The sequence below is a fragment of the Nostoc sp. genome (assembly GCF_036916575.1).
Lineage (GTDB): Bacteria > Cyanobacteriota > Cyanobacteriia > Cyanobacteriales > Nostocaceae > Nostoc.
Genome location: NZ_JBALGC010000010.1, coordinates 1 through 18,585, shown reverse-complemented (window position 1 = coordinate 18,585; position 18,585 = coordinate 1). Strand labels below are relative to the sequence as shown.

Genomic DNA, 18,585 nt, shown 5'->3' with positions numbered 1-18,585 from the left:
ACTGGAATCGGAATTCTCCCCAACACTTAATCCTTAATCTATAATCTTAGTCATAATCAAGTTAGCGGCTCTGCGCTAAAGTAAAAATATTGGGATAAAAATCTCTAGCAGTAAGTTCAATACACCATTAATCTTTACCACTGCGGCGATCATGTCTCAAGAGTATAATGAATCACTCCAAATTCAGGAGATTACCAAACTCAAACCGAAACACTTTGCTGATTTAGTCAGATCAGCACAATTGATTTTTGACCCCACAGCAGGAGTTTCGGGAAAAAATATCAAAGTTGACTGGGAACAATTTGGAATTCCCCATGATGTAGCAGACAATCTCAAATCACTTGGTCAGCAGTACCAATATGCATCTCCTCACATCCCTGTTGAAGTCATTTGGAGTAAATTAACTCCAGAGACTCGTATTTGGTTCATTGAAAATAAAGATAGGTTGTGGGAGCTTGAAGAAGCTTTCCCAGCCCTTGACGAAGATTAAACAGCTAAACCATTGAAAGGAATACAAATTATTTGTAGGGGCACAATAATCGTTGTGCCCCTATCCTCTGTCTATAGGCATTTTTGTTTGAATGGAACACGCGGTAAATTGAGACTTAGTACCGCTGCGCGGAAGTCAAAAGTCAAAAGAGTTCTATTCTGGGCTTTTGCCCCATTTTGTAAACGCAAAGCGGCTTCCCGGAGGGTATGGTATGTTTATTTACGCCGTGATCTACTAGTAGAGCGGGCGCGTAAATCCAGCTACCATCTCAAACAAGACTTGGGCCACAGAGCAACTGGTTAAAGGTAGGCAAACTGACGCCACTACTGGTTATTTTGGGCGATGCCTGCGGCTGGCTACGCCTACGCATTAGCTTGAGTACATAAGTTAAATTAATAAGAAAGCTTGTATCGATGAATCAAAGCGTAAGTGTTGCTCCCAGTCTGGAACAACACACTCATGAAAATCCTGTTGCTACCAAACAACAGCTATTTAGGAAGCAACTAATTGTCCTTGTCTTGGAAATGGTTCTGGCATTACCTCTGGGTTTAATCTTGGCAAAGTTGCAAATTGGCAGGATTGCCTGGATATTTGGCGGGATTGCCGCTGGTACAGTGGTTCTTCAAGGGTGTCGAATTTTTTATGAATATTCCCCCCAACCTAACCGCACTGCTAGAAAAGTGGGAATGGCGCTTGTAGGCTTAACTGTCGGCGCTTCCAATGCCCACGGTAATCTAGCTAGTGTTGTTTCTGATATTCCGATATTTATTTTTCTTACCTTGTTTCTGCTGCTGAGTGGAAGCTGTATTGGTTATATTTACTCCCGCGTCAGCAAAACCAACCTAATGACAGCAATGCTGGCTACAGTTCCTGGCGGTGTCGGAATTATGGCAGCGATCGCCGCCGATTACAATAAAAATGTTACCTTGGTTGCCCTAGTTCAGGCGATTCGTGTCACCTTAGTAGTTGTTCTAATTCCCTTCATCGCTAAGACATCGGCTAGTAATTACTATCCCCAAACACTCCCAAGCAACGCTGCTTGGCTCAATATTGATCCATCTCAACTAGGATTACTTTTATTAGTACTGCTAATCACTGGATTAGTAGTTTATCCAGCTATATTATTTAAAATTCCTGCTGGCGATTTCTTTGGTGCATTGTTGATTGGTATCGGGTTTAATCCTTTGCTACATTGGCTGCCTTTCGTGGGTGATATTAGCTTTAGTCCACCGCCTTTAATTAACTTATTGGGCCAAATGCTCCTGGGAATTACTATTGGTGAGTATTGGGGAGATAAACCCAACTTTAGGAAGGGGACTGTCGGCTATGCCTTGATGTCTGTGGGAATGACCCTCGGATGCGGAGCGATCGCTGCTAGACTTGCCATGCAATTAACCTCTTGGGACTGGTTAACCTGTCTTTTAGTCACAGCACCAGGAGGATCAGCAGAAATGATCCTAGTTTCCCTGGCATTGAATCATAATGTTGAAATTGTCACAACTGGTCATTTAGTGCGACTAATTGCAATTAATAGTTCCCTACCACTTTGGGTGTTTTTGTTTCGCCGTCTAGATGAGCAACTTTCAAAACCAGTTTAATTGATGAAGGCATTGGGCAGAGAGCAAGGGACAGGGCAATACTTCTGGTTCAAGGGGAAAGGGAAAAGGTTTTAATTCACCCTTTACCCTTTACCCGAATTTTAAAATATATCTCTTTTGCGTTTCTAACCACCTACCTCTCTGCCTCTTTTCTTTTAAACTGTCAGCTTCAGGGCTTATTCTAAATTTAGATGTTGCCGTTTTTGTCAACTACTTTTAGAGGACTGGCACTTTAGGAGTCGGGAAAGAATGGAAAGAACAGCAAGCCCAAGAGTCAAAATTTGCTGTATCAGCAGCATAGAAGAAGCATGGATTGCCATCCGTTGCGGTGCATCTGCCCTCGGTTTGGTTTCTCATATGCCGAGTGGCCCCGGTGTCATCTCTGAAGAATTAATTGTAAAAATTGTGGCTTGTGTACCACCCCCGATCGCCACTTTTTTACTTACTTCAAGCCAAGATGCTCACGGGATTATTCAACAGGTAAGGCGCTGTGGGACAAATACTGTGCAAATCTGCGATCGCCTAGAATCAGGAAGCTACCAAGATATAAGAGTAGCCTTACCTGGGATCTCCATTGTCCAAGTCATTCACGTGATTACAGAAAAATCTATAGACGAGGCAATTAGCGTGGCGCCCTATGTAGATGCAATTCTACTGGACTCCGGCAATCAATCACTGCTGATTAAAGAGTTGGGCGGCACAGGACGCTTACACGACTGGAATTTGAGCGCCAAAATCCGTGAGCAAGTAAACGTGCCAATTTTCTTAGCTGGAGGACTCAAACCTGAGAATGTCGCTCTTGCAGTTGGGCAAGTTGCTCCTTTCGGACTTGATTTGTGTAGTGCGGTTCGCAGCAATGGCAAATTAGATGAAAAGAAGCTCAAGCTGTTCTTCCAACAATTGAAATACTGTACAGAAGAGTTTTCACCAGAATTTAATTAAGACAACAAAAATATGTGAGTGTAAATTAGTAGCTGACATTAGCTACTGATTGCCATGCAATTTACAAACAGAGGTCTTTAAGGTTTGGAAACCCAATTCCTAATCCCCAGTCCCCAGTCCCCAGTCCCTTTCAAATACTAAGGATGCTTTAGATGGTTGCCCAAATCCAAGAACTTGAAGCTCAACACTGGGTTAAAACTCGTTCTTCCCTTGACCCTAGCGAATCCACTTTCCTGATTTGGAAAGGTAAAATTTACGCCTTTATCCCCGGTGAGAAAAGACAACTTCTGTTCAAGATCCTGGGATTGAGCGTTAGCAGATGTATTCCCACAGCAGAAGGTAGCTGGGATTTTACTTCTAGGGAACTGACTTACTACCTCAACCCCAAAACAGATGAAGTCTTACCAAAATGGGAGAATCCTTGGACAGGCGAGACAGTTCCGGTAATTCACGTTGCCAATAATCCAGTCCAGGGTAAATTCGATGGAAATTTTCCTGCACAAGTAGATGGTGACAGCACAACCTTCGTTTTTGATATATTTCCCTATTACCCCAATCCCCTAGCAGACGATCCAAAATTTGCCGAATACAGCCCAAATCCAATTTATCAGGCAGCGGAATTGTTTAAATTAACTGTGCCAACCGCAGATTTATTCAACACAGCCCTCTCCTCAGTTTCTCAACTAAAACTGAGTTGGGATAGGATTGGTCAATGGCTTCCCTGGATGAAAATGGGCGATCGCCCTGGTCATCTGATCTACAGTGCTGTTGGCAGCAAGGTCAATGGTTTAACAGAACTGCCTCTAATACTGCAAGACGAAATTAATAACCGTATTCCTCTATATAAACAAGCCCCAAAAGCATTGACAGATGGCGAAGATATGACTTCCTGGTTGTACTTCCAAAAGCACTTTCAAGCTTACTTGGCTGGTGAAATCTTCCCGCTTCCCCAAGCAGAAGAATTGTAAATTACCTGGAAAGCAACATCGAACTCTTGGCAGGAGATAGTTGATGTGATCCGAGAAGCATCAAGTCTCAAGTTAGAGCTAAGTAGACCGAACCAGGCTAGAGATTGCTTGTACTAACGTCCTTGGCTCTATTGGCTAAGAGATGTGGTTATGGAAATCTGCTTTTAGTGCCCGTTGCTGATTTATCTCCCTGGCGTAAGCAGTCAGGGCGATCGCTTTTTTCTGCTCGCCTGATACCAATAAAGTTCTGACCTGTAATCAAGACATCCGTTTGAGTGACGGACAAACACATTATCTAGCAGATAAATTTAATATCCAATTAATATAGCAATCCTAAATCATTTATGACATAAAATCGCTGAAAAGCTTATAAATACGTACTTTTAATCTCTGTATTTTCTCACCGAAAGACAACAAGGAAGCCCATTCCTTTTAGGGATGGGGGAAATTATCGCCTTGTCGTCTTGGTCATTAGTCATTAGTATTACTGAACACGAGAAATTAAATAAAATTACTAATGACTAATAACTAATGACTAATGACTCGAAATCCCCCGGCTTGAAGCCGGGGGATGAGTTACGTTTCAATTCGGATTGCTATATCTCATTTAAGCTGGCGGCTGTATCTTTTTTTGAAATTCCTTATTTGCTTTGATATAGGCTTCATTTACCTTTATATGCTGCTCTACTGCTTCTGAAAACACATCTATTGAAGGATCTTCTATTAGTCTGTGCGCCAACTCTTGAAATTTCTGCGCGTGCTTCTGCATGGTTTCTGCATGGGCTTCTATACGTTCTTTTTGTTCCTCCTCGATTTGGTCATTTGTTTCTAAACTCTTACTCAACTGTTGTATATCTTTGGTAGACTCAATTGATTGTTGAGCATGTTTGTATGTTGTCTCTACAGTCTGCTTTGAAACTTCACGCATAATCTTAATTCCGGCTATTGCCTTAAAAGAACTATAAAATAGAAGCTGTCTCGCCTATCTATAACAGTTAGTGAAGAATTCACTAGTATAAGAGGATGTTTTAAAAGTCCCAGAAGGTATAATTTTGCTGTTCCCACTTGGATTAACTTTGAAGATAAATCAAGGTTTTAGCCATGTACTGAGATACTTTACTGTGCTAACTCTGAAAGCAAAAGACCCTTTTAAAACATCCTCTTTTTAGAGGATATTCCAAAGGTATTTTATATGCTACTGAAAACCTGGCTAACTATCTAAAGATAGATAAAATTGGCGTTTAAACTAATCCCTTTGACTGCCGCGATCGCTTCAACTATACCATTCACTTTTACTGCCAGCTTGGCGCTACATTAACAATGCCAGAGTTAATTATCCACTCTCAAGCCGAAGCTGCTTCCATAAAATATCTGCAAACACTAATACATGGCTTCAATTAGCCCCCTGCCCTCCTGCCTCCTTCAATCAAATTTTGCCTCTTCACCTGAACAATCAAATAGATGTAAACTTAACCGTTGAGAAAGTTCTTCACACACCTTTACCCCCCGCACACTGTTACCACGCACATCCAGCAGTGGCGAAAAAACTCCAATGCCCATCTTCTTGGGTACAACGGCGATAATCCCACCACTAATACCGCTTTTCGCCGGAATCCCAATTTTATAAGCCCACTCACCTGCAAAGTTGTACATTCCACAGGTATACATAACACTCAGAATATCTTTGATGTAATGCTTATCTACCGCCCGTTCTTTGGTGATCGGGTTAATACCTCTGTTAGCAAGGGTAGCCGCCATCACCGCTAAGTCTTGGCAATTCACCATCACAGCACACTGCTGGAAATAAAGATCCAAAGCTTCTTCAATATTCCGGTCAATCATGCCAAAGTTGAGCATCAGATGCGCCATTGCACGGTTGCGATGCCCTGTACTCCGTTCTGAGGTAAAAACTGAAATGTCAACGAACACGTCGCGGCCAATATATCCCCGAAACATATCCAGCATTCGGTTGAGGCGTTCGGTTGGCCCGAAACCTTTGATTAAACTGGTGGTGGCGATCGCTCCAGCATTTACCATTGGATTATAAGGTCGCTTCGATTGCTCATCTAAAATAATCGCATTGAATGCATCCCCCGTCGGTTCCACGCCAACTCTAGTCAAAACATAATCCAGTCCATGATCTTCTAAGGCAAGTCCATAAGCGAATACTTTGGAAATTGATTGAATGGTAAAGAGTTGCTCATAGTCCCCAACTTTGTAAACCTGACCATCTACTGTCACAATGCAAATGCTGAACAAGTCCGGGTTTGCCTTTGCCAGTTCCGGAATGTATTTCGCCACTGCACCTTCTTGCAGTGACTTGTACTGGGAATGCAACTGGTTGAGAACAGCTAATAATGGCGATGGCTCTATTTCTAAATCTCCTTGATGTGCTTGCTCTGTCATCAGGCCGATAACATTTCCCGAAATACCTACTATATATATAGTATGGGTGCAGATGTACATCTCTACAGCCGCAAAGATTTTTGAAAAGACGGCTTGCTCTCAAAAATCATACTTGACCAACTACTTAGGGCAAAATAGCTCTTGTACTTTTTAATACGACTAAAAATTTTTATTCAAGCGATCGCGAAGATTTATTAATTTTTTCATCATTAATCCGGATAAATATTAGGTTGAGTATCGTCCTTTTTTTTATACTCAGTAATACAGTTACATGAGGTTACATATATCACTATTTTTAGTCTAGTCATGGGGAATCAAAGTCATGATTAACGTAGGGAGAAAAAACTTTCAAAAAAGATATTAAACTCAAACTGATTTGGATAATTATTTCAGATGTAATGCGGATGACGACTTATTCATAGGTAAATCTAAATATTTCATTAAATAAGTTCTTTTGAGTATTTGTGCCGATGCCATTTAATTAAAGTTATATTATCTTCTGAGAGCAAATAGCCAAAATAGATGTTATCTAGAATACACGCCTAGTTGCGAACCTTTAGAACCGATGTGAATAGGGTATCGTCACTTTGGCGTGCAATAAGGTTAACGTTTTTTTAAGAAATTTTTGACTTAGATTAAAAAGCGTTACATAGCCAAAGTCCTCATTTGGGAAAGCTTTGACCCTTGAAATTGAAATCGGAATTTGAGAAAGTTGCCAAGAATTACGCTAAAACCCTGATCCCCAAGCCAAAAGGTTCATGCTAGTCTGTTGCAGTTATAAAGAAAAAGTGAAAACGGAACGAGTTCGAGTTTTTCCGGAGGGAAGTCACTTTCCGAAAGTGAAAAATCCCGGAAATCATAAAACTTAATTTCTACAGTCGCTTAAAAAACGGACGCATGAATCAAAGACATTTCTGGACTATTGTCACCCTGTTTGTGACTGTTTTGGGTTTACCCACAGTCGGTTGCACTCAAACCACCAAGGGAAATGCGCTAGCTTCCCAAAAATCACCTGCCACTGATGTGGTGAAGGTAGGAGAGTTCCAATCAACAGCAGGGAAACAAACCTTGGATGCTGTGATTACAGAAATTCATCCTCACAACATTGGGGGACGTAAGGCGGCAACCCTTTTTATCAAAAATATTCCCGTTCTCACCTTTTTGAGTTCTGTAGCAGATACGAGTCTAGAAACTAAAAAAGTTGGTGCAATTGGAGATACAGAGGGCGTACAATCGTACGCCCTTCTTACTAGCAATTCACCAAAGGCAGTGAGTATTGGGAACGTAACGGGGGTGGGTAACCAGATTAGCTCTGTTGACAATGACCCGGTTGAGATAGCTGGTGTAATAGCAGCTAAGATCAACCAGTTGAACCGGGAAAATGTGGATGGGAGTAAGATTACCGTAAGTTGGAAAGCAGGGGGTGAATCTACAGTTGCTAATCAAGCGCAAAACAAAAGCGTCCCTGTCCAGCAAAATGGCGATCGCTATGTAATCAAAATTAATGACGAAGAATTGGTCGAAATCAACGAAGATACGCGATTAGCAGGTACTACCAACAATCTGGCGGAAGATGCATTGCAAGCAACCAATCGCCTACGGAGGCTACTAGGCAATGCATCTCCCTTAAAAGAAATTGCGAATTTACCAGTGCGTTTACCAGTATCAATACCCAAATTGCCAAAAGAGATTGCCGTCGGCCCAGTGCGAATCTCTTTCGGAGGCATGGCTTCCTATTACGGCTATGACGGTTCTGGTAATCGAACTGCTAGCGGTCAAAGGTTCAATCCAGAAGAAATGACTGCCGCCCATCGTAGTTTACCCTTTGGTACGCAAGTCCGTGTAACTAACACCCGCAATGGTCGTTGTGTGGTAGTGCGGATTAATGACCGAGGCCCATTCGTTCGGGGTCGAGTCATAGACCTGTCAGCTGGCGCAGCTCGAATTTTGGGAATGATCGGTAGTGGCGTGGCACCAGTGCATATTGAAGTCTTAGAGAAATAAACTAGAGACTGGGGACTAGGGACTGGGAACTGGGGAGTAGGGAAAAGCTTTCTCAATGCCCAGTGCCCAATCCCTAATACTCAATCCCCAATACCCAATACCCAATCCCTAGTTCAATCATCTCTTCCCTCTATTTCAGATATAAACTAACGGGGGAGGGATCGATAAGAACTAGGGGTATTTTTGTGCGCCTGCTAACAACAGTCGCAGCTTTACGCTGCTATTTAACTAAACGCTGCTCAGAAAACCAGCTGATTGGAGTTACTGAGGATCTGAGATTAGATGAGATGACTGGGTGGTATCAGACGGCTGTCGGTCTGGTGCCAACGATGGGGAATTTACATCAAGGTCATTTAAGCTTGATCCAACGGGCGCGGCAAGAAAATTCTACGGTGATTGTTAGTATTTTCATCAATCCCCTGCAATTTGCTCCCAACGAGGATTATCAACGCTACCCCCGCACTTTAGAGCAAGACCAACAACTTTGCGAACAAGTTGGGGTAGATGCAATTTTTGCGCCGACTCCGGAAGAAATGGCAGTTCCTCAGAAGAGTATACAAGAATCAAAGGTTACACAAGTTATCCCCCCATCTGCTATGATAACTGGCTTGTGTGGTCGTTCTCGGCAAGGTCACTTTCAGGGTGTCGCTACGATTGTGACCAAACTTTTTAACTTGGTACAGCCTGACCGTGCCTACTTTGGTCAAAAGGATGGTCAGCAACTGGCAATTATTAAACGCTTAGTAGCTGACTTAAATTTGCCGGTGGAGATTGTTGGTTGTCCAACAGTGCGGGAAGCGTCGGGTCTTGCCATCAGTTCTCGTAATCAATATTTGACTGCAACGGCAAAAGAACAGGTAGCGGTGTTATATCGTGGCTTGCGACAAGCTGAAGCTGCGTTTCGTGCTGGGGAACGCAATAGCAACAAGTTGATAGCAGTGGTACAGCAAGAAGTGGCAATGGTCAGCACGGTTTTAGTGGAATATATTGAATTGGTTGAACCGACTACGTTGATGTCTTTAGAAAAAGTTCAGGAGGAAGGAATGTTGGCGATCGCAGCTCGTCTTGGTTCTACACGTTTGATTGACAATACGATATTGCGCGATCGCCAACCCATCATCGCCATTGATGGCCCAGCTGGTGCTGGAAAATCTACAGTGGCGCGTCAAGTGGCAGCAAGCCTGAATTTAGTCTATTTAGATTCAGGAGCAATGTACCGTGCTGTCACTTGGTTAGTACTAGAAAAGGGGATTGCTATTGATGATGAGTGTGCGATCGCCGAATTAGCTAACCAGTATAAAATTGAACTGACTCCCACCCAGGATTTACAATCTCCGGTGCGGGTTTGGATTAACGGTACTGATGTTACCCAGGCAATTCGCACGATTGAGGTAACATCTCAAGTATCGGCGATCGCTGCACAAAGCGCTGTCCGTCAAGCGCTGGTTAAACAACAGCAAAACTGGGGTAAAAGAGGTGGTTTAGTCGCTGAAGGTCGGGACATTGGTACTCATGTGTTCCCCGATGCCGAAGTGAAAATTTTCTTAACCGCTTCTGTGAGTGAACGCGCCCGTCGTCGCCAGCAAGACTTTAACAAACAAGGTCAACCCGAAGTCAGTTTAGAGCAGCTAGAACGGGATATTGCCGAACGTGACTGGAAAGATAGTACACGCAAAGTTTCTCCTTTACAAAAAGCAGCGGATGCGATTGAAATTCAAACCGATGGCTTGGACGTGTCTGAAGTCACGGCACAAATAGTTAACTACTACGAGCAACGTCTATCTGAGTAGTAGTCATCGAAGAGAGCAAGGAGACAAGGGAACAACCATTTAATCAATCTCTGCTACTGTCACCTTGTCTCCCACTTTTGTTGTACTCTTCTGGTCACTAATAAAGAAAATACCTGTAATCATGATTATTACCGATTTTGGCTTCTAATTAAGAGTTGTTCTGTACTTGCCAGGATGACCAGTGGCGCGACAGATACTCTGGCGATCACCTCTATTGCCCAGTTGTGATTCACCAAGTCAGGGATCGCTGTAAAAAGCGTAAATCCAATGATGAGTAAAAGTGGGATCATGAAAAAATTCCGATCCCAAGCAGGTTTATCGCGCAGTCTCTCTTGGTGGTGTATTAAGCGTTGTCGCCAAAATCGAAAGGTACTAAGGACAGCGACAAGGTATAACAGTCCACCATTAATTAGCAGGGTTATTTTATGGTTTGGAGTGATGTCAGGATGCCCAAGTGCGATCGCCATTAAGCAAACTCCCGCTACTAGATACAGAAAAGTAAACAGGGTAAAGTGTTTCATTTGTTTCTTTTTGTGCTTTGTCAAGAGGGCAATATTTTAACGCTATTACAGATGATATAAATTTAGTGGTAAATGAAAAATCAATAAGACTTTATTATTCATATACAGCAAGATATGTTAATTCTGCTAAAGATATATTAGGAAGCGGCTGTCTCAATTTTTATGCTGATGGTTCTTCAACTTTTCATCAGGGGAAAGACATATTTTTGGGGAGCATCCCAATTTTGCAAAAAGAGGGTGAAAAGAGCGATTTATTCGCGAGTATTCATCGCGAATAATTTTCCTTTCTTTATTTTTGCACATTTCGGATGCTCCCCCTTCAATCCGCGTGAAAAATAACAGTGCAGGAACCCTTTACGACGAGCGATAAGATAAGCCATGACGGACTATATCAAGAGAATTCAATCCTCTTTGCAGCGCAAAGTGAATATTCCCAGAAAGCAAATTAAGGAATATATGGAGCAGCAGAATATGGATGTAAATAACCCCAATAGCGAGCAAATAGAAGCGGTAAAATACTATTTTTTAAGTGAAGCAGAGGAGAGGGAAAATGCGCTTGCTGCTACTGATAATGATCCAAGGGGTATTGATAACATTGCACAGGAAGATAGTATCTCTGGGCTTTTAGAAGATTGTCTGACCCTTTCAGACGCTGCCGCCCAGGAAAACGCTCTGACCGTAAACCCTGAAATCAGAGGCATGGTGGGTTTGAAGGCGGGGGCAATGGGCATACCGCTTGCACAGAGCCAGATTGATGGGATTGCCAGCCAGATTGACGCGAGCGGGAATAGTTTTTCTCAAACGCTTGCAGAGATAGAAAATGCGCTGATTGCCTATATAGATTACCAGCATTCACAGGAAGCAAGCCAGGTGAGTTCCATGCTGGAGCGGGTGACGGAACGTGTTGCAGTAAAAAACTATACTATTAGCCAGCAATTAAGCGATGGATGTAATTGAGCTTAAAGCCTGGGTGGATGCCCACGTGCGGGAAGTGGATGCCATAGCCGCACAGGAATCTATCAGTAATGCTCCTTACCTGAAGCAATTACAAGCCGATAGGGAACTCTCCAAACAAAGAATGCTGCACTGGCTTCAGCATGGCTCAGAAAGCAATACTTCTCTTATCCCTGAGAAACACTATATTACTAATCCCATAAAGAGATTCTGGCAGGAAGTGAGGGGAATATTTAATTAGAAAAAACAGGTCAAAGGGGATAAGCCTATATCTTATTCCTTCTACATTTTAGTATTAGGAAATACCGCATCATGTTTTCAGAGGAAGGGGAAACACGGGGGGGTAATACTGCTAATTACCCATTAAAAGAAGACGCTTCCCTGACACCTACCGAATTGCAGGAAGTGGAGCGTTTGAAGGGCGAATTACTCCACGATTTGGCGAAAACGAAGGCAGTGAAGGAGGTGGCGGAGAGCATCACCCTCAAAGCCAGTATTTATGCGGTATCACGGGTGCTTTTACTCTGCGGCGGGGGAATCGGCGTGTATTTCTGCTTTGTGATGCTGTTTGTTTGCTTTATGGCGGATAACCGTGATTTTTTCACGTCCGATGATATTCAGTATAGTGAAGGGCTGAAAGTACATTCCATGAATAAGTTGCTGAAGGTTGTATTTTCCCTGATTGGCTGCGCGGTATTCGCCTATTCCACCGTGGGGGATTATCTAGGTCTGGTGAAAGCGTCCAATGACGCGTATAACGCCTTATCCAGCAAGATTGAGGAATTCCACGCGCCATTTATTAAAAACAACAGCCAACTCATTGCCGTTGCGGTCGGCGCGGGCATTACGTTTCTGGTGTTAATGGGTTCGCAAGCGGTAAAAAACAGGGATTAATGTCTTAAACCATGAAGCTTTTGCCTTTGCTGCTGATGGGTAGCGGCTTGATAGCTGGGGCTTATCCAAAGTTTAAGCCCCAGCCTTTTGATATGGTCAATGTCCGTTTCTGCCCCGAAACCTCCAACACGTCAGAAGCGATCGCAGCGATGAAGCGGCAGGGGCGGGACATCAAGGAGAAGGATTTTACTCCGCAGGATAAAGCGCAAGGCTATCTTTATCAGACCTATTGCCGCCAGGGTCATGTCATGCTGAAGAGTTACTGGGAGGAGAAGCAATCCGCTATTGATTTATCGGTCAGTCCTTCAGCCTTGGTGACTAAAACGGTAGTGAATGCAGAAAAAGGGCAGGATGTTGGTTTTTACTTACTTTCTATCGTGCTGGTTGGGACGGGATATGGCTACCAGAAGAAGCATTATGACGCTTTTTCCAGAAATGTTTTTGGCAAAATTAAACAGATAGAAAATGATGTTATTCTCACTGCCAATAATGGCAACCGGAGTCGTCAGTATAACCGCGAGATGGATAACCAGACCTGGGATATCAAGGAGGAAGTAGCGGGATTAATCAGCCGTGAAGCGATCCAGAACCGCCAGGTGAAGCAGGCGTTATTCCAGGAGGAGGAATTCAAAACGCACCTTTTGAACCTTAACCTTCAGCAATCGGAGGCGCAAAAAGCGATCGCCCAGAACCAATTGGATAGAACGAAAGCAGAAAAGGAGATGACGAAGCTGCAAAGCACTACTAGCAGCGAAACACGCGACGCTGAAGGGGTTACGGATAAAGTGCTGGTAATCAAAATGGTGGATGCCCTTAAATCCCATGAGGGAGGCTGGCTCTGGAGGATCATAGATAACCAGACCCCGCTTTGGCTGATTGGACGGCAGGGGTCATCCAAAACATGGACAGCATGTAGCTTTGCTTTAATCCGTAAATACTGCCTTGCCATCCCTGTGCGTTATCTTATTGATGAACATGCCAGGGGGGTAAACGGGCAGATTTGGAAGTATCTGGACGCGCAAACCGTCACGTCAGATATTGATGCAATGGGCAATCTATTTGATTCTATTGTTGCTAACTGGAAGCTCAGAATTGAGGGAAAGAATGAACGGGAAGAAAAGACAGATATTGCACCCGAACAGATAATTGTGGATGAATATACGGCGCTCAAATCGGAAGTGGGCGAGCCGTCAGAGAGGTTTTACCGACGGCATTTAAAAGATACCAGGAAAGCGCAATCGTATGTTATTGGGGTAACGCATAACGATACGAATAGCAGCTATCCTGAAGGAACCAAAGAGCAGCGGGAATCTGGAACCATCCTGATACAGAAATTCTCCGCCAATGGCAAAACCCCCCTAGCAAGGGTGAAGGTGGTGCGGGGGTTGTTTGATGATGCAGGTAATGAATTGTTAGAGCATGAAGGGGAATTCCTGAGTGGTTTAACCCGCATAGAATCTACAAGCATTTTAACGGCAAGCCGATAGAATTTTAGATTACTTTACTGGAGTTTAGACTAGTTCGCGATGCGAAACTACCCAGCAGGGCTGAGTTAATCAGAGACTAACCGAAAGTATGAACAATCTTTGATATTAAACTGCAACAGATGGTTCTTTACGAGGTGCTGTTGCTGTTTTTTTGACGATTGGATAGCGGTTTTTGCGTAGGCGATTTTTTCCTAGAGTCCAGCCTAGAGACTTTCCACGAGGTTTGGGTGGACGGGTAGGAGTACCAATCAACGCTAAAACTCCTCCCATAGCCTGAGCGACTCGTCCAGGGGTCAATATTTAAGCAACATTTAAGCAACGCTGAAATGATATAAACCTCGATAAATCATTTCCAAAGAAATGCGGTCAAAAGGTAAAGATAATTCATCGGCAACAGCATCACCCAAATCAACTAAAACACCATAAAATAACCAAGTAGCTCAGACTTGTAATTTGACACCATTGCAAAAAATGAGAGTAGTGGTGGTTCTTGGTATAAAATGACAATCATTTAGTAATAATATGGATACTGCCCATATATATTTAGCTGAAGCTACTGTTATACACTGACTATACCTAATTAAGTAAGCAAATGGATAGGCGAAGATTTCTGAAGTACTCACTGGCAACAGGCGTTGTTATCTGGGTGGGTGAGAAACTCCCCAAGATAGCAGGAATGACCAAAGATCTAGTCCAAGAATTGTTTGCTATAGAATCTGCCAATGCTACCACACCCATTTTTCCGCAGAGTGTAGCGTCTGGAGATCCGCAACCGCGCGGGATTACTCTGTGGACTCGTGTTGTTCCACCTCAACCTGGTCTGGTTCAAGCTGCCTTTGAGATTTCCACAGATTCTAAATTTAGCACATTCGTCTTGCGTGGTGTCGCACAAACAGATGCGTTTAAGGACTACACCCTCAAAGTTCGCCTGAATTCCTGGCAGCTCCAACCTGCTACCACCTATTACTATCGATTTATCTATAAAGGAACAGCCAGCAGAACCGGTCGCTTCAAGACACTGCCTGCTTGTGAATCAGAGGTCAACCAAGTTCGCTTTGCATACATTAACTGTCAGGACTACACTAACGGCTACTACAACGCTTATCGCTTCCTTGCAGAAGAAGAGATAGATTTTGTTGTATTTTTGGGTGATTACATCTATGAAACAGTGGGAGACACAAGTTTTCAGAATGGCATTCGTCCCCTCCGGCTACCTAGTGGTCAACCTGCTGCTACCACGCTTGAAGATTATCGATTCCTTTATCAGACTTGCAATGGAGATTCAGATTTGCAAAAGCTACGGGAGCGCTTTGCCTTTATCACCATTTGGGATGATCACGAGTTTGCCAACGATTGCTTTGAGGTGAATGCTCCTGACCAAGTTCCATTTCTTAAACCAGAGCTTCGTCAGTTAGCAAATCAAGCATGGGCAGAATACACCCCAACCAGTATTCCTTTCCTGAGTAATAAGAATCCGCTGGCTTCTTTGCAAATCTATCGCACATTTAAATTTGGCAACTTACTAGAACTAGTAATGACGGACGAGCGCCTTTATCGCAATGGGCCTCCCTGCGACAACCTTAAAGCGCAACAGCAGCATTATCTCACAGCAAAGCGATATATCACCCCAGACTGTCCCAGCCGAAGCAATCCAAACCGAACTATGCTAGGTTCCAGACAACGTGAGTGGTTCATTAATCAAATTTGCAAATCTTCCTGTATCTGGAAGATTTGGGGTAATGAAGTGATGACCATGCAATTCAAGGTATTGTCAGCATTCGCAACACAATTCCTGGGAAAACCGACCCCGGATTTGTTCGTGGCGTTAGATCAGTGGGATGGCTTTCCTGCTGAACGCGCTCTACTGTTTCAAACTTTCAAAAAGGCTGGAATTAAAAACTTTGTGACAATCACTGGTGACCTCCACTCATTTGTTACTGGGTATCAAAAAGTGAATTTTGATGACCCACTTGATGTACCGATAGGGGTAGAGTTTGTAGTTGGCTCAACCACATCCTCCAATTTTGCTGAGGAAACTGGTCCTAGCTCTTTGGGAGTTCCCCTAGCACCAATCAACGTGATTACTCAAGTGCTTACAGCTAGTAATGCACATATCCAATATTTTAACTCCGCAACCCACGGATACAATTTGGTTGAAGTGACATCAAAAGCTTTGACTTGTACATTAAAGGCAGTCAGCGATATTACAAAAGTAGGGGGAACACTCTCAACCCTCAAAGTTTTCCGAGTGCCCCGCGATCAGGTGTTAATTGAAGACGTGACGCCTGCGTATCAACTCAATAAATGAGGGTAAATATCCAAGATTCCAGTTAAAGAGTTAAGTGTTGATGCAAGCTACATCTTCTACATAGCACCGCTACTTTCTTCTTAAAAGTAGCATCGCATCTGTTAATTCAAAAGTCGTATACGAAGGTTCTACCTAAATATTTATAACTGAAGTTTAGACTAAGGGCAGCGCTTCCATGCACTCAAATCAGGACGGCATGAAGGTTGGGTAAACATGATTGCCGCACTGTGTAACCAAAACTTGATAGCTCCTTTTACTGTTGAAGGAGCGTGTAATCGAACAGTGTTTGAAACGAGGGAAAGAGACTTGTTTGCTTCCGACCCTTGAACCCGGACAGGTTGTGGTGATGGATAATGCCACATTCCACAAAGGTGGACGCATTCAACAACGGTCATCGGCTTCCCAGCCTGTACCGCTCGTTATTCATATTCTTAAAATTACCTTTTGTAAACATCCTAGCGGGGGTTTGGGGGTCGGCAATGAGACCCCCAACAACAATACTATTGGGAGCATCCCAAATGTGTAAAAACATATTTTGTCATTGCGTTCGCCCTTGGCGTTCCCGCAGGGTACGTAATGTGCATTTCAACGGCTGAAGTGTCTTACGGGAGGTAAATCTATGCCCAGTAGCAGCTACTCGCTGCTACTGGTTTAACCACTGGGTTAATTCCTGCTTGATGTAGCCATGCTGGCGACTCCCTGGTTCTACATTCCACAGGTTTGCAACCACCTTATCCAACGCTTCCCCTTGCTCCAACTGGTAACTGGCGGTGATGAATCTATCGGTAATGTCGTGTTTTTCCATAGGGACGATGGTGTCATCGCTTTCCACCATCTCCGATAAGGCTTTCACCTCGGCTCTGAACTGTTGCTTTTGCGCTTCGGATAATGTCTGCCACCGCTGCCTCATCTGGGAAAAAATCTGGGCTTTATCCGCAAGCTTTGGCAGTGGCTTTGGCAGCGGCGTTTCATCTTCGCCTTCTAATACTCTGCGCCGTATTTCCTGGTCAATTCTTTGGTAGAGGACAGCACTGTCCGCCATGAGCATGGCGATGCTGCTCAACATCAGGCTAGTAACTAACAGGGCTATTTTCTGGTACTTATAATCCTGGTGAATCTGCAAGACCCTGAACGCTTTCTGCCGGTTCAAATCATAAGGCGGTGCGATATCGGAATCGGTGATCACGAATATTTTATCGGCGCGTTGCCGTAAGCGGTTATATTCCGGCTGCTGCAACACTTCCATGCTTTGCAGGGGATAGGCAAAGCCGATGAAGAGCAATGCGCCCGCGCCTGTGGCGAGCGCAAGAAACAGCGCGCTATGGGTTTTGGGCGCAAGGCTTACCATGATCTGTGATTACCAAGATAGAAGCTGAACAGGATAATCGGAACCAGTGCGATAAGCATCATGTTCTTGATGAATTCCGCTGCGTTGAAACGTAAATACACCTCTATCAGATCCCAATAGCCGCCCAACCAGCCAAGCAGGCAGGCAATGCAAATGATATCTATCACGGGTTTGCGGTAGGGGATGGTAAATATGCTGTAGAGGCAGTAGATCAGCACGCAGGCGCGCAGCATTAAGGACGGGAAGAAGAACACTGGATAAAGGCGGGTGAAAAAAGCCAGCAGGCAGGAGAGTCCTGCATAAAAGGCGAGTTCGTTGATGGTCTTTAAGTGGCTGAACATGGGGGCTTCTGCCTTTAGCTGTTGGCAGCGGACGGAGCGAGGAATTCATCCACCAGTTGCAGATAGTCGTTGTAAAGCTGTTCGTCCTCGGTGGTTTGAGGATGGGTCAGGCGTTCCATATCATTTAGAGAGGATTGCACGTTGCGGGTCATGCGGGCGAAAGTATCCGCCGTATCGGTGTAAACTTGCTGTTCAAACTTGCCCAGGATGATTTTGTGGGTCTCCTGAATCTGCCGAAGGCTGCGGATATGGTGCGTCAGGAATATGGCGCTGAATTTGGCGGCGAATTCATAGTTTTCAGAGAGGAAGTATGAGAGTTCTTCCACCGAAAATAACCGCAAGTGCCAGGCGATTTTTCCTACTATCCAGCATTGAAACTGTGTAAGCGGATGACGGGTAATCGGCTTGTTTCTAACGGTCGGGTAATCCTCCAGATATTGGGAGCATCCCAATTTTGCAAGAAGAGAGTGAAAGTGAAAATATATTCGCGATGGATACTCGCGAATAAATCGGGGGCTATACTTCCACTGCATA

The 18,585-nt window shown here is 44.0% G+C and carries 19 protein-coding genes and 2 pseudogenes; 13 read left to right on the top strand and 8 right to left on the bottom strand.

Features of this window, described 5'->3' with window-relative positions:
* Nucleotides 1–151 precede the first annotated feature (151 nt).
* From V7L29_RS03725 to V7L29_RS03710, 4 genes are all read left to right on the top strand, one after another.
* Nucleotides 152–490, top strand: coding sequence for a hypothetical protein (locus tag V7L29_RS03725; protein ID WP_334734578.1), 339 nt, complete (start codon nt 152–154; stop codon nt 488–490).
* A 413-nt stretch (nt 491–903) separates the two neighbouring features.
* On the top strand, nt 904–2,088 hold the full coding sequence (locus tag V7L29_RS03720) for an AbrB family transcriptional regulator (RefSeq protein ID WP_334691392.1): 1,185 nt from the start codon (nt 904–906) through the stop codon (nt 2,086–2,088).
* Between the two features lie 249 nt (nt 2,089–2,337).
* Entirely contained in the window at nt 2,338–3,030 is a 693-nt protein-coding gene (locus V7L29_RS03715; protein WP_334691391.1) for a phosphoribosylanthranilate isomerase, read from the top strand.
* 152 nt (nt 3,031–3,182) lie between these two features.
* Entirely contained in the window at nt 3,183–3,998 is an 816-nt protein-coding gene (locus tag V7L29_RS03710; RefSeq protein WP_334691390.1) for a DUF1838 domain-containing protein, read from the top strand.
* A gap of 607 nt (nt 3,999–4,605) precedes the next feature.
* Here V7L29_RS03710 and V7L29_RS03705 read toward each other — a convergent pair.
* Nucleotides 4,606–4,926, bottom strand: coding sequence for a hypothetical protein (locus V7L29_RS03705; RefSeq protein WP_334734577.1), 321 nt, complete (start codon nt 4,924–4,926; stop codon nt 4,606–4,608).
* A 494-nt stretch (nt 4,927–5,420) separates the two neighbouring features.
* On the bottom strand, nt 5,421–6,404 hold the full coding sequence (glsA, locus tag V7L29_RS03700; RefSeq protein WP_334734576.1) for a glutaminase A: 984 nt from the start codon (nt 6,402–6,404) through the stop codon (nt 5,421–5,423).
* A gap of 897 nt (nt 6,405–7,301) precedes the next feature.
* Here glsA and V7L29_RS03695 point away from each other — a divergent pair.
* Together V7L29_RS03695 and V7L29_RS03690 are read left to right on the top strand one after the other, a co-directional pair.
* Nucleotides 7,302–8,408, top strand: a complete 1,107-nt coding sequence (locus V7L29_RS03695; RefSeq protein ID WP_334691387.1) for a septal ring lytic transglycosylase RlpA family protein — start codon at nt 7,302–7,304, stop codon at nt 8,406–8,408.
* Nucleotides 8,409–8,593: 185 nt separating this feature from the next.
* Nucleotides 8,594–10,198, top strand: a complete 1,605-nt coding sequence (locus tag V7L29_RS03690; RefSeq protein ID WP_334734575.1) for a bifunctional pantoate--beta-alanine ligase/(d)CMP kinase — start codon at nt 8,594–8,596, stop codon at nt 10,196–10,198.
* A 128-nt stretch (nt 10,199–10,326) separates the two neighbouring features.
* On the opposite strand, the gene V7L29_RS03685 is transcribed toward V7L29_RS03690, so the two are convergent.
* Entirely contained in the window at nt 10,327–10,719 is a 393-nt protein-coding gene (locus V7L29_RS03685) for a hypothetical protein (RefSeq protein ID WP_334691385.1), read from the bottom strand.
* A 17-nt stretch (nt 10,720–10,736) separates the two neighbouring features.
* Here V7L29_RS03685 and V7L29_RS03680 point away from each other — a divergent pair, with 17 nt between their 5' ends.
* From V7L29_RS03680 to V7L29_RS03660, 5 genes are all read left to right on the top strand, one after another.
* The gene (locus tag V7L29_RS03680; RefSeq protein ID WP_334734574.1) at nt 10,737–10,997 is read left to right on the top strand and encodes a hypothetical protein; all 261 of its coding nucleotides are present in this window, start codon (nt 10,737–10,739) and stop codon (nt 10,995–10,997) included.
* A gap of 100 nt (nt 10,998–11,097) precedes the next feature.
* Nucleotides 11,098–11,676: a hypothetical protein gene (locus V7L29_RS03675; protein WP_334734573.1), complete on the top strand. Its 579-nt coding sequence runs from the start codon at nt 11,098–11,100 to the stop codon at nt 11,674–11,676.
* Nucleotides 11,663–11,914 (top strand): hypothetical protein, encoded by a 252-nt coding sequence (locus V7L29_RS03670; RefSeq protein WP_334691382.1) that lies wholly within the window; start codon nt 11,663–11,665, stop codon nt 11,912–11,914. The genes V7L29_RS03675 and V7L29_RS03670 overlap by 14 nt, the downstream gene beginning before the upstream one ends.
* Nucleotides 11,915–11,985: 71 nt before the next feature.
* Entirely contained in the window at nt 11,986–12,567 is a 582-nt protein-coding gene (locus V7L29_RS03665; RefSeq protein ID WP_334734572.1) for a hypothetical protein, read from the top strand.
* A gap of 11 nt (nt 12,568–12,578) precedes the next feature.
* Entirely contained in the window at nt 12,579–14,054 is a 1,476-nt protein-coding gene (locus V7L29_RS03660) for a hypothetical protein (RefSeq protein WP_334734571.1), read from the top strand.
* 105 nt (nt 14,055–14,159) lie between these two features.
* Here V7L29_RS03660 and V7L29_RS03655 read toward each other — a convergent pair whose 3' ends face one another.
* Nucleotides 14,160–14,351: a hypothetical protein gene (locus V7L29_RS03655; RefSeq protein ID WP_334734570.1), complete on the bottom strand. Its 192-nt coding sequence runs from the start codon at nt 14,349–14,351 to the stop codon at nt 14,160–14,162.
* A 17-nt stretch (nt 14,352–14,368) separates the two neighbouring features.
* Nucleotides 14,369–14,518 (bottom strand): annotated as a pseudogene (locus V7L29_RS03650) (IS4 family transposase); the annotation flags it as partial.
* Nucleotides 14,519–14,730: 212 nt separating this feature from the next.
* On the opposite strand from V7L29_RS03650, the gene V7L29_RS03645 reads away from it, so the two are divergent.
* Together V7L29_RS03645 and V7L29_RS03640 are read left to right on the top strand one after the other, a co-directional pair.
* Nucleotides 14,731–16,362 (top strand): alkaline phosphatase D family protein, encoded by a 1,632-nt coding sequence (locus V7L29_RS03645; RefSeq protein WP_334734569.1) that lies wholly within the window; start codon nt 14,731–14,733, stop codon nt 16,360–16,362.
* A 162-nt stretch (nt 16,363–16,524) separates the two neighbouring features.
* Nucleotides 16,525–16,750, top strand: a pseudogene (locus V7L29_RS03640) (transposase); the annotation flags it as partial.
* Nucleotides 16,751–17,005: 255 nt separating this feature from the next.
* Here V7L29_RS03640 and V7L29_RS03635 read toward each other — a convergent pair.
* From V7L29_RS03635 to V7L29_RS03625, 3 genes are all read right to left on the bottom strand, one after another.
* The gene (locus V7L29_RS03635) at nt 17,006–17,710 is read right to left on the bottom strand and encodes a hypothetical protein (RefSeq protein ID WP_334734568.1); all 705 of its coding nucleotides are present in this window, start codon (nt 17,708–17,710) and stop codon (nt 17,006–17,008) included.
* Nucleotides 17,704–18,051 (bottom strand): hypothetical protein, encoded by a 348-nt coding sequence (locus tag V7L29_RS03630; protein WP_334734567.1) that lies wholly within the window; start codon nt 18,049–18,051, stop codon nt 17,704–17,706. Before V7L29_RS03630 ends, V7L29_RS03635 begins: the two co-directional genes overlap by 7 nt.
* A gap of 14 nt (nt 18,052–18,065) precedes the next feature.
* Nucleotides 18,066–18,585, bottom strand: a 520-nt coding sequence (locus tag V7L29_RS03625; protein WP_334734566.1) for a hypothetical protein, incomplete at its 5' end; no start/stop codon positions are given.

Excerpts from the sequence above, each read along its gene's own strand:
- V7L29_RS03725 (WP_334734578.1), top strand. The coding sequence starts at position 152 with ATGTCTCAAGAGTATAATGAATCACTCCAAATTCAGGAGATTACCAAA.
- V7L29_RS03720 (WP_334691392.1), top strand. The coding sequence starts at position 904 with ATGAATCAAAGCGTAAGTGTTGCTCCCAGTCTGGAACAACACACTCAT.
- V7L29_RS03715 (WP_334691391.1), top strand. The coding sequence starts at position 2,338 with ATGGAAAGAACAGCAAGCCCAAGAGTCAAAATTTGCTGTATCAGCAGC.
- V7L29_RS03710 (WP_334691390.1), top strand. The coding sequence starts at position 3,183 with ATGGTTGCCCAAATCCAAGAACTTGAAGCTCAACACTGGGTTAAAACT.
- V7L29_RS03705 (WP_334734577.1), bottom strand. The coding sequence starts at position 4,926 with ATGCGTGAAGTTTCAAAGCAGACTGTAGAGACAACATACAAACATGCT.
- glsA (WP_334734576.1), bottom strand. The coding sequence starts at position 6,404 with ATGACAGAGCAAGCACATCAAGGAGATTTAGAAATAGAGCCATCGCCA.
- V7L29_RS03695 (WP_334691387.1), top strand. The coding sequence starts at position 7,302 with ATGAATCAAAGACATTTCTGGACTATTGTCACCCTGTTTGTGACTGTT.
- V7L29_RS03685 (WP_334691385.1), bottom strand. The coding sequence starts at position 10,719 with ATGAAACACTTTACCCTGTTTACTTTTCTGTATCTAGTAGCGGGAGTT.
- V7L29_RS03675 (WP_334734573.1), top strand. The coding sequence starts at position 11,098 with ATGACGGACTATATCAAGAGAATTCAATCCTCTTTGCAGCGCAAAGTG.
- V7L29_RS03670 (WP_334691382.1), top strand. The coding sequence starts at position 11,663 with ATGGATGTAATTGAGCTTAAAGCCTGGGTGGATGCCCACGTGCGGGAA.
- V7L29_RS03665 (WP_334734572.1), top strand. The coding sequence starts at position 11,986 with ATGTTTTCAGAGGAAGGGGAAACACGGGGGGGTAATACTGCTAATTAC.
- V7L29_RS03660 (WP_334734571.1), top strand. The coding sequence starts at position 12,579 with ATGAAGCTTTTGCCTTTGCTGCTGATGGGTAGCGGCTTGATAGCTGGG.
- V7L29_RS03645 (WP_334734569.1), top strand. The coding sequence starts at position 14,731 with ATGACCAAAGATCTAGTCCAAGAATTGTTTGCTATAGAATCTGCCAAT.
- V7L29_RS03635 (WP_334734568.1), bottom strand. The coding sequence starts at position 17,710 with ATGGTAAGCCTTGCGCCCAAAACCCATAGCGCGCTGTTTCTTGCGCTC.
- V7L29_RS03630 (WP_334734567.1), bottom strand. The coding sequence starts at position 18,051 with ATGTTCAGCCACTTAAAGACCATCAACGAACTCGCCTTTTATGCAGGA.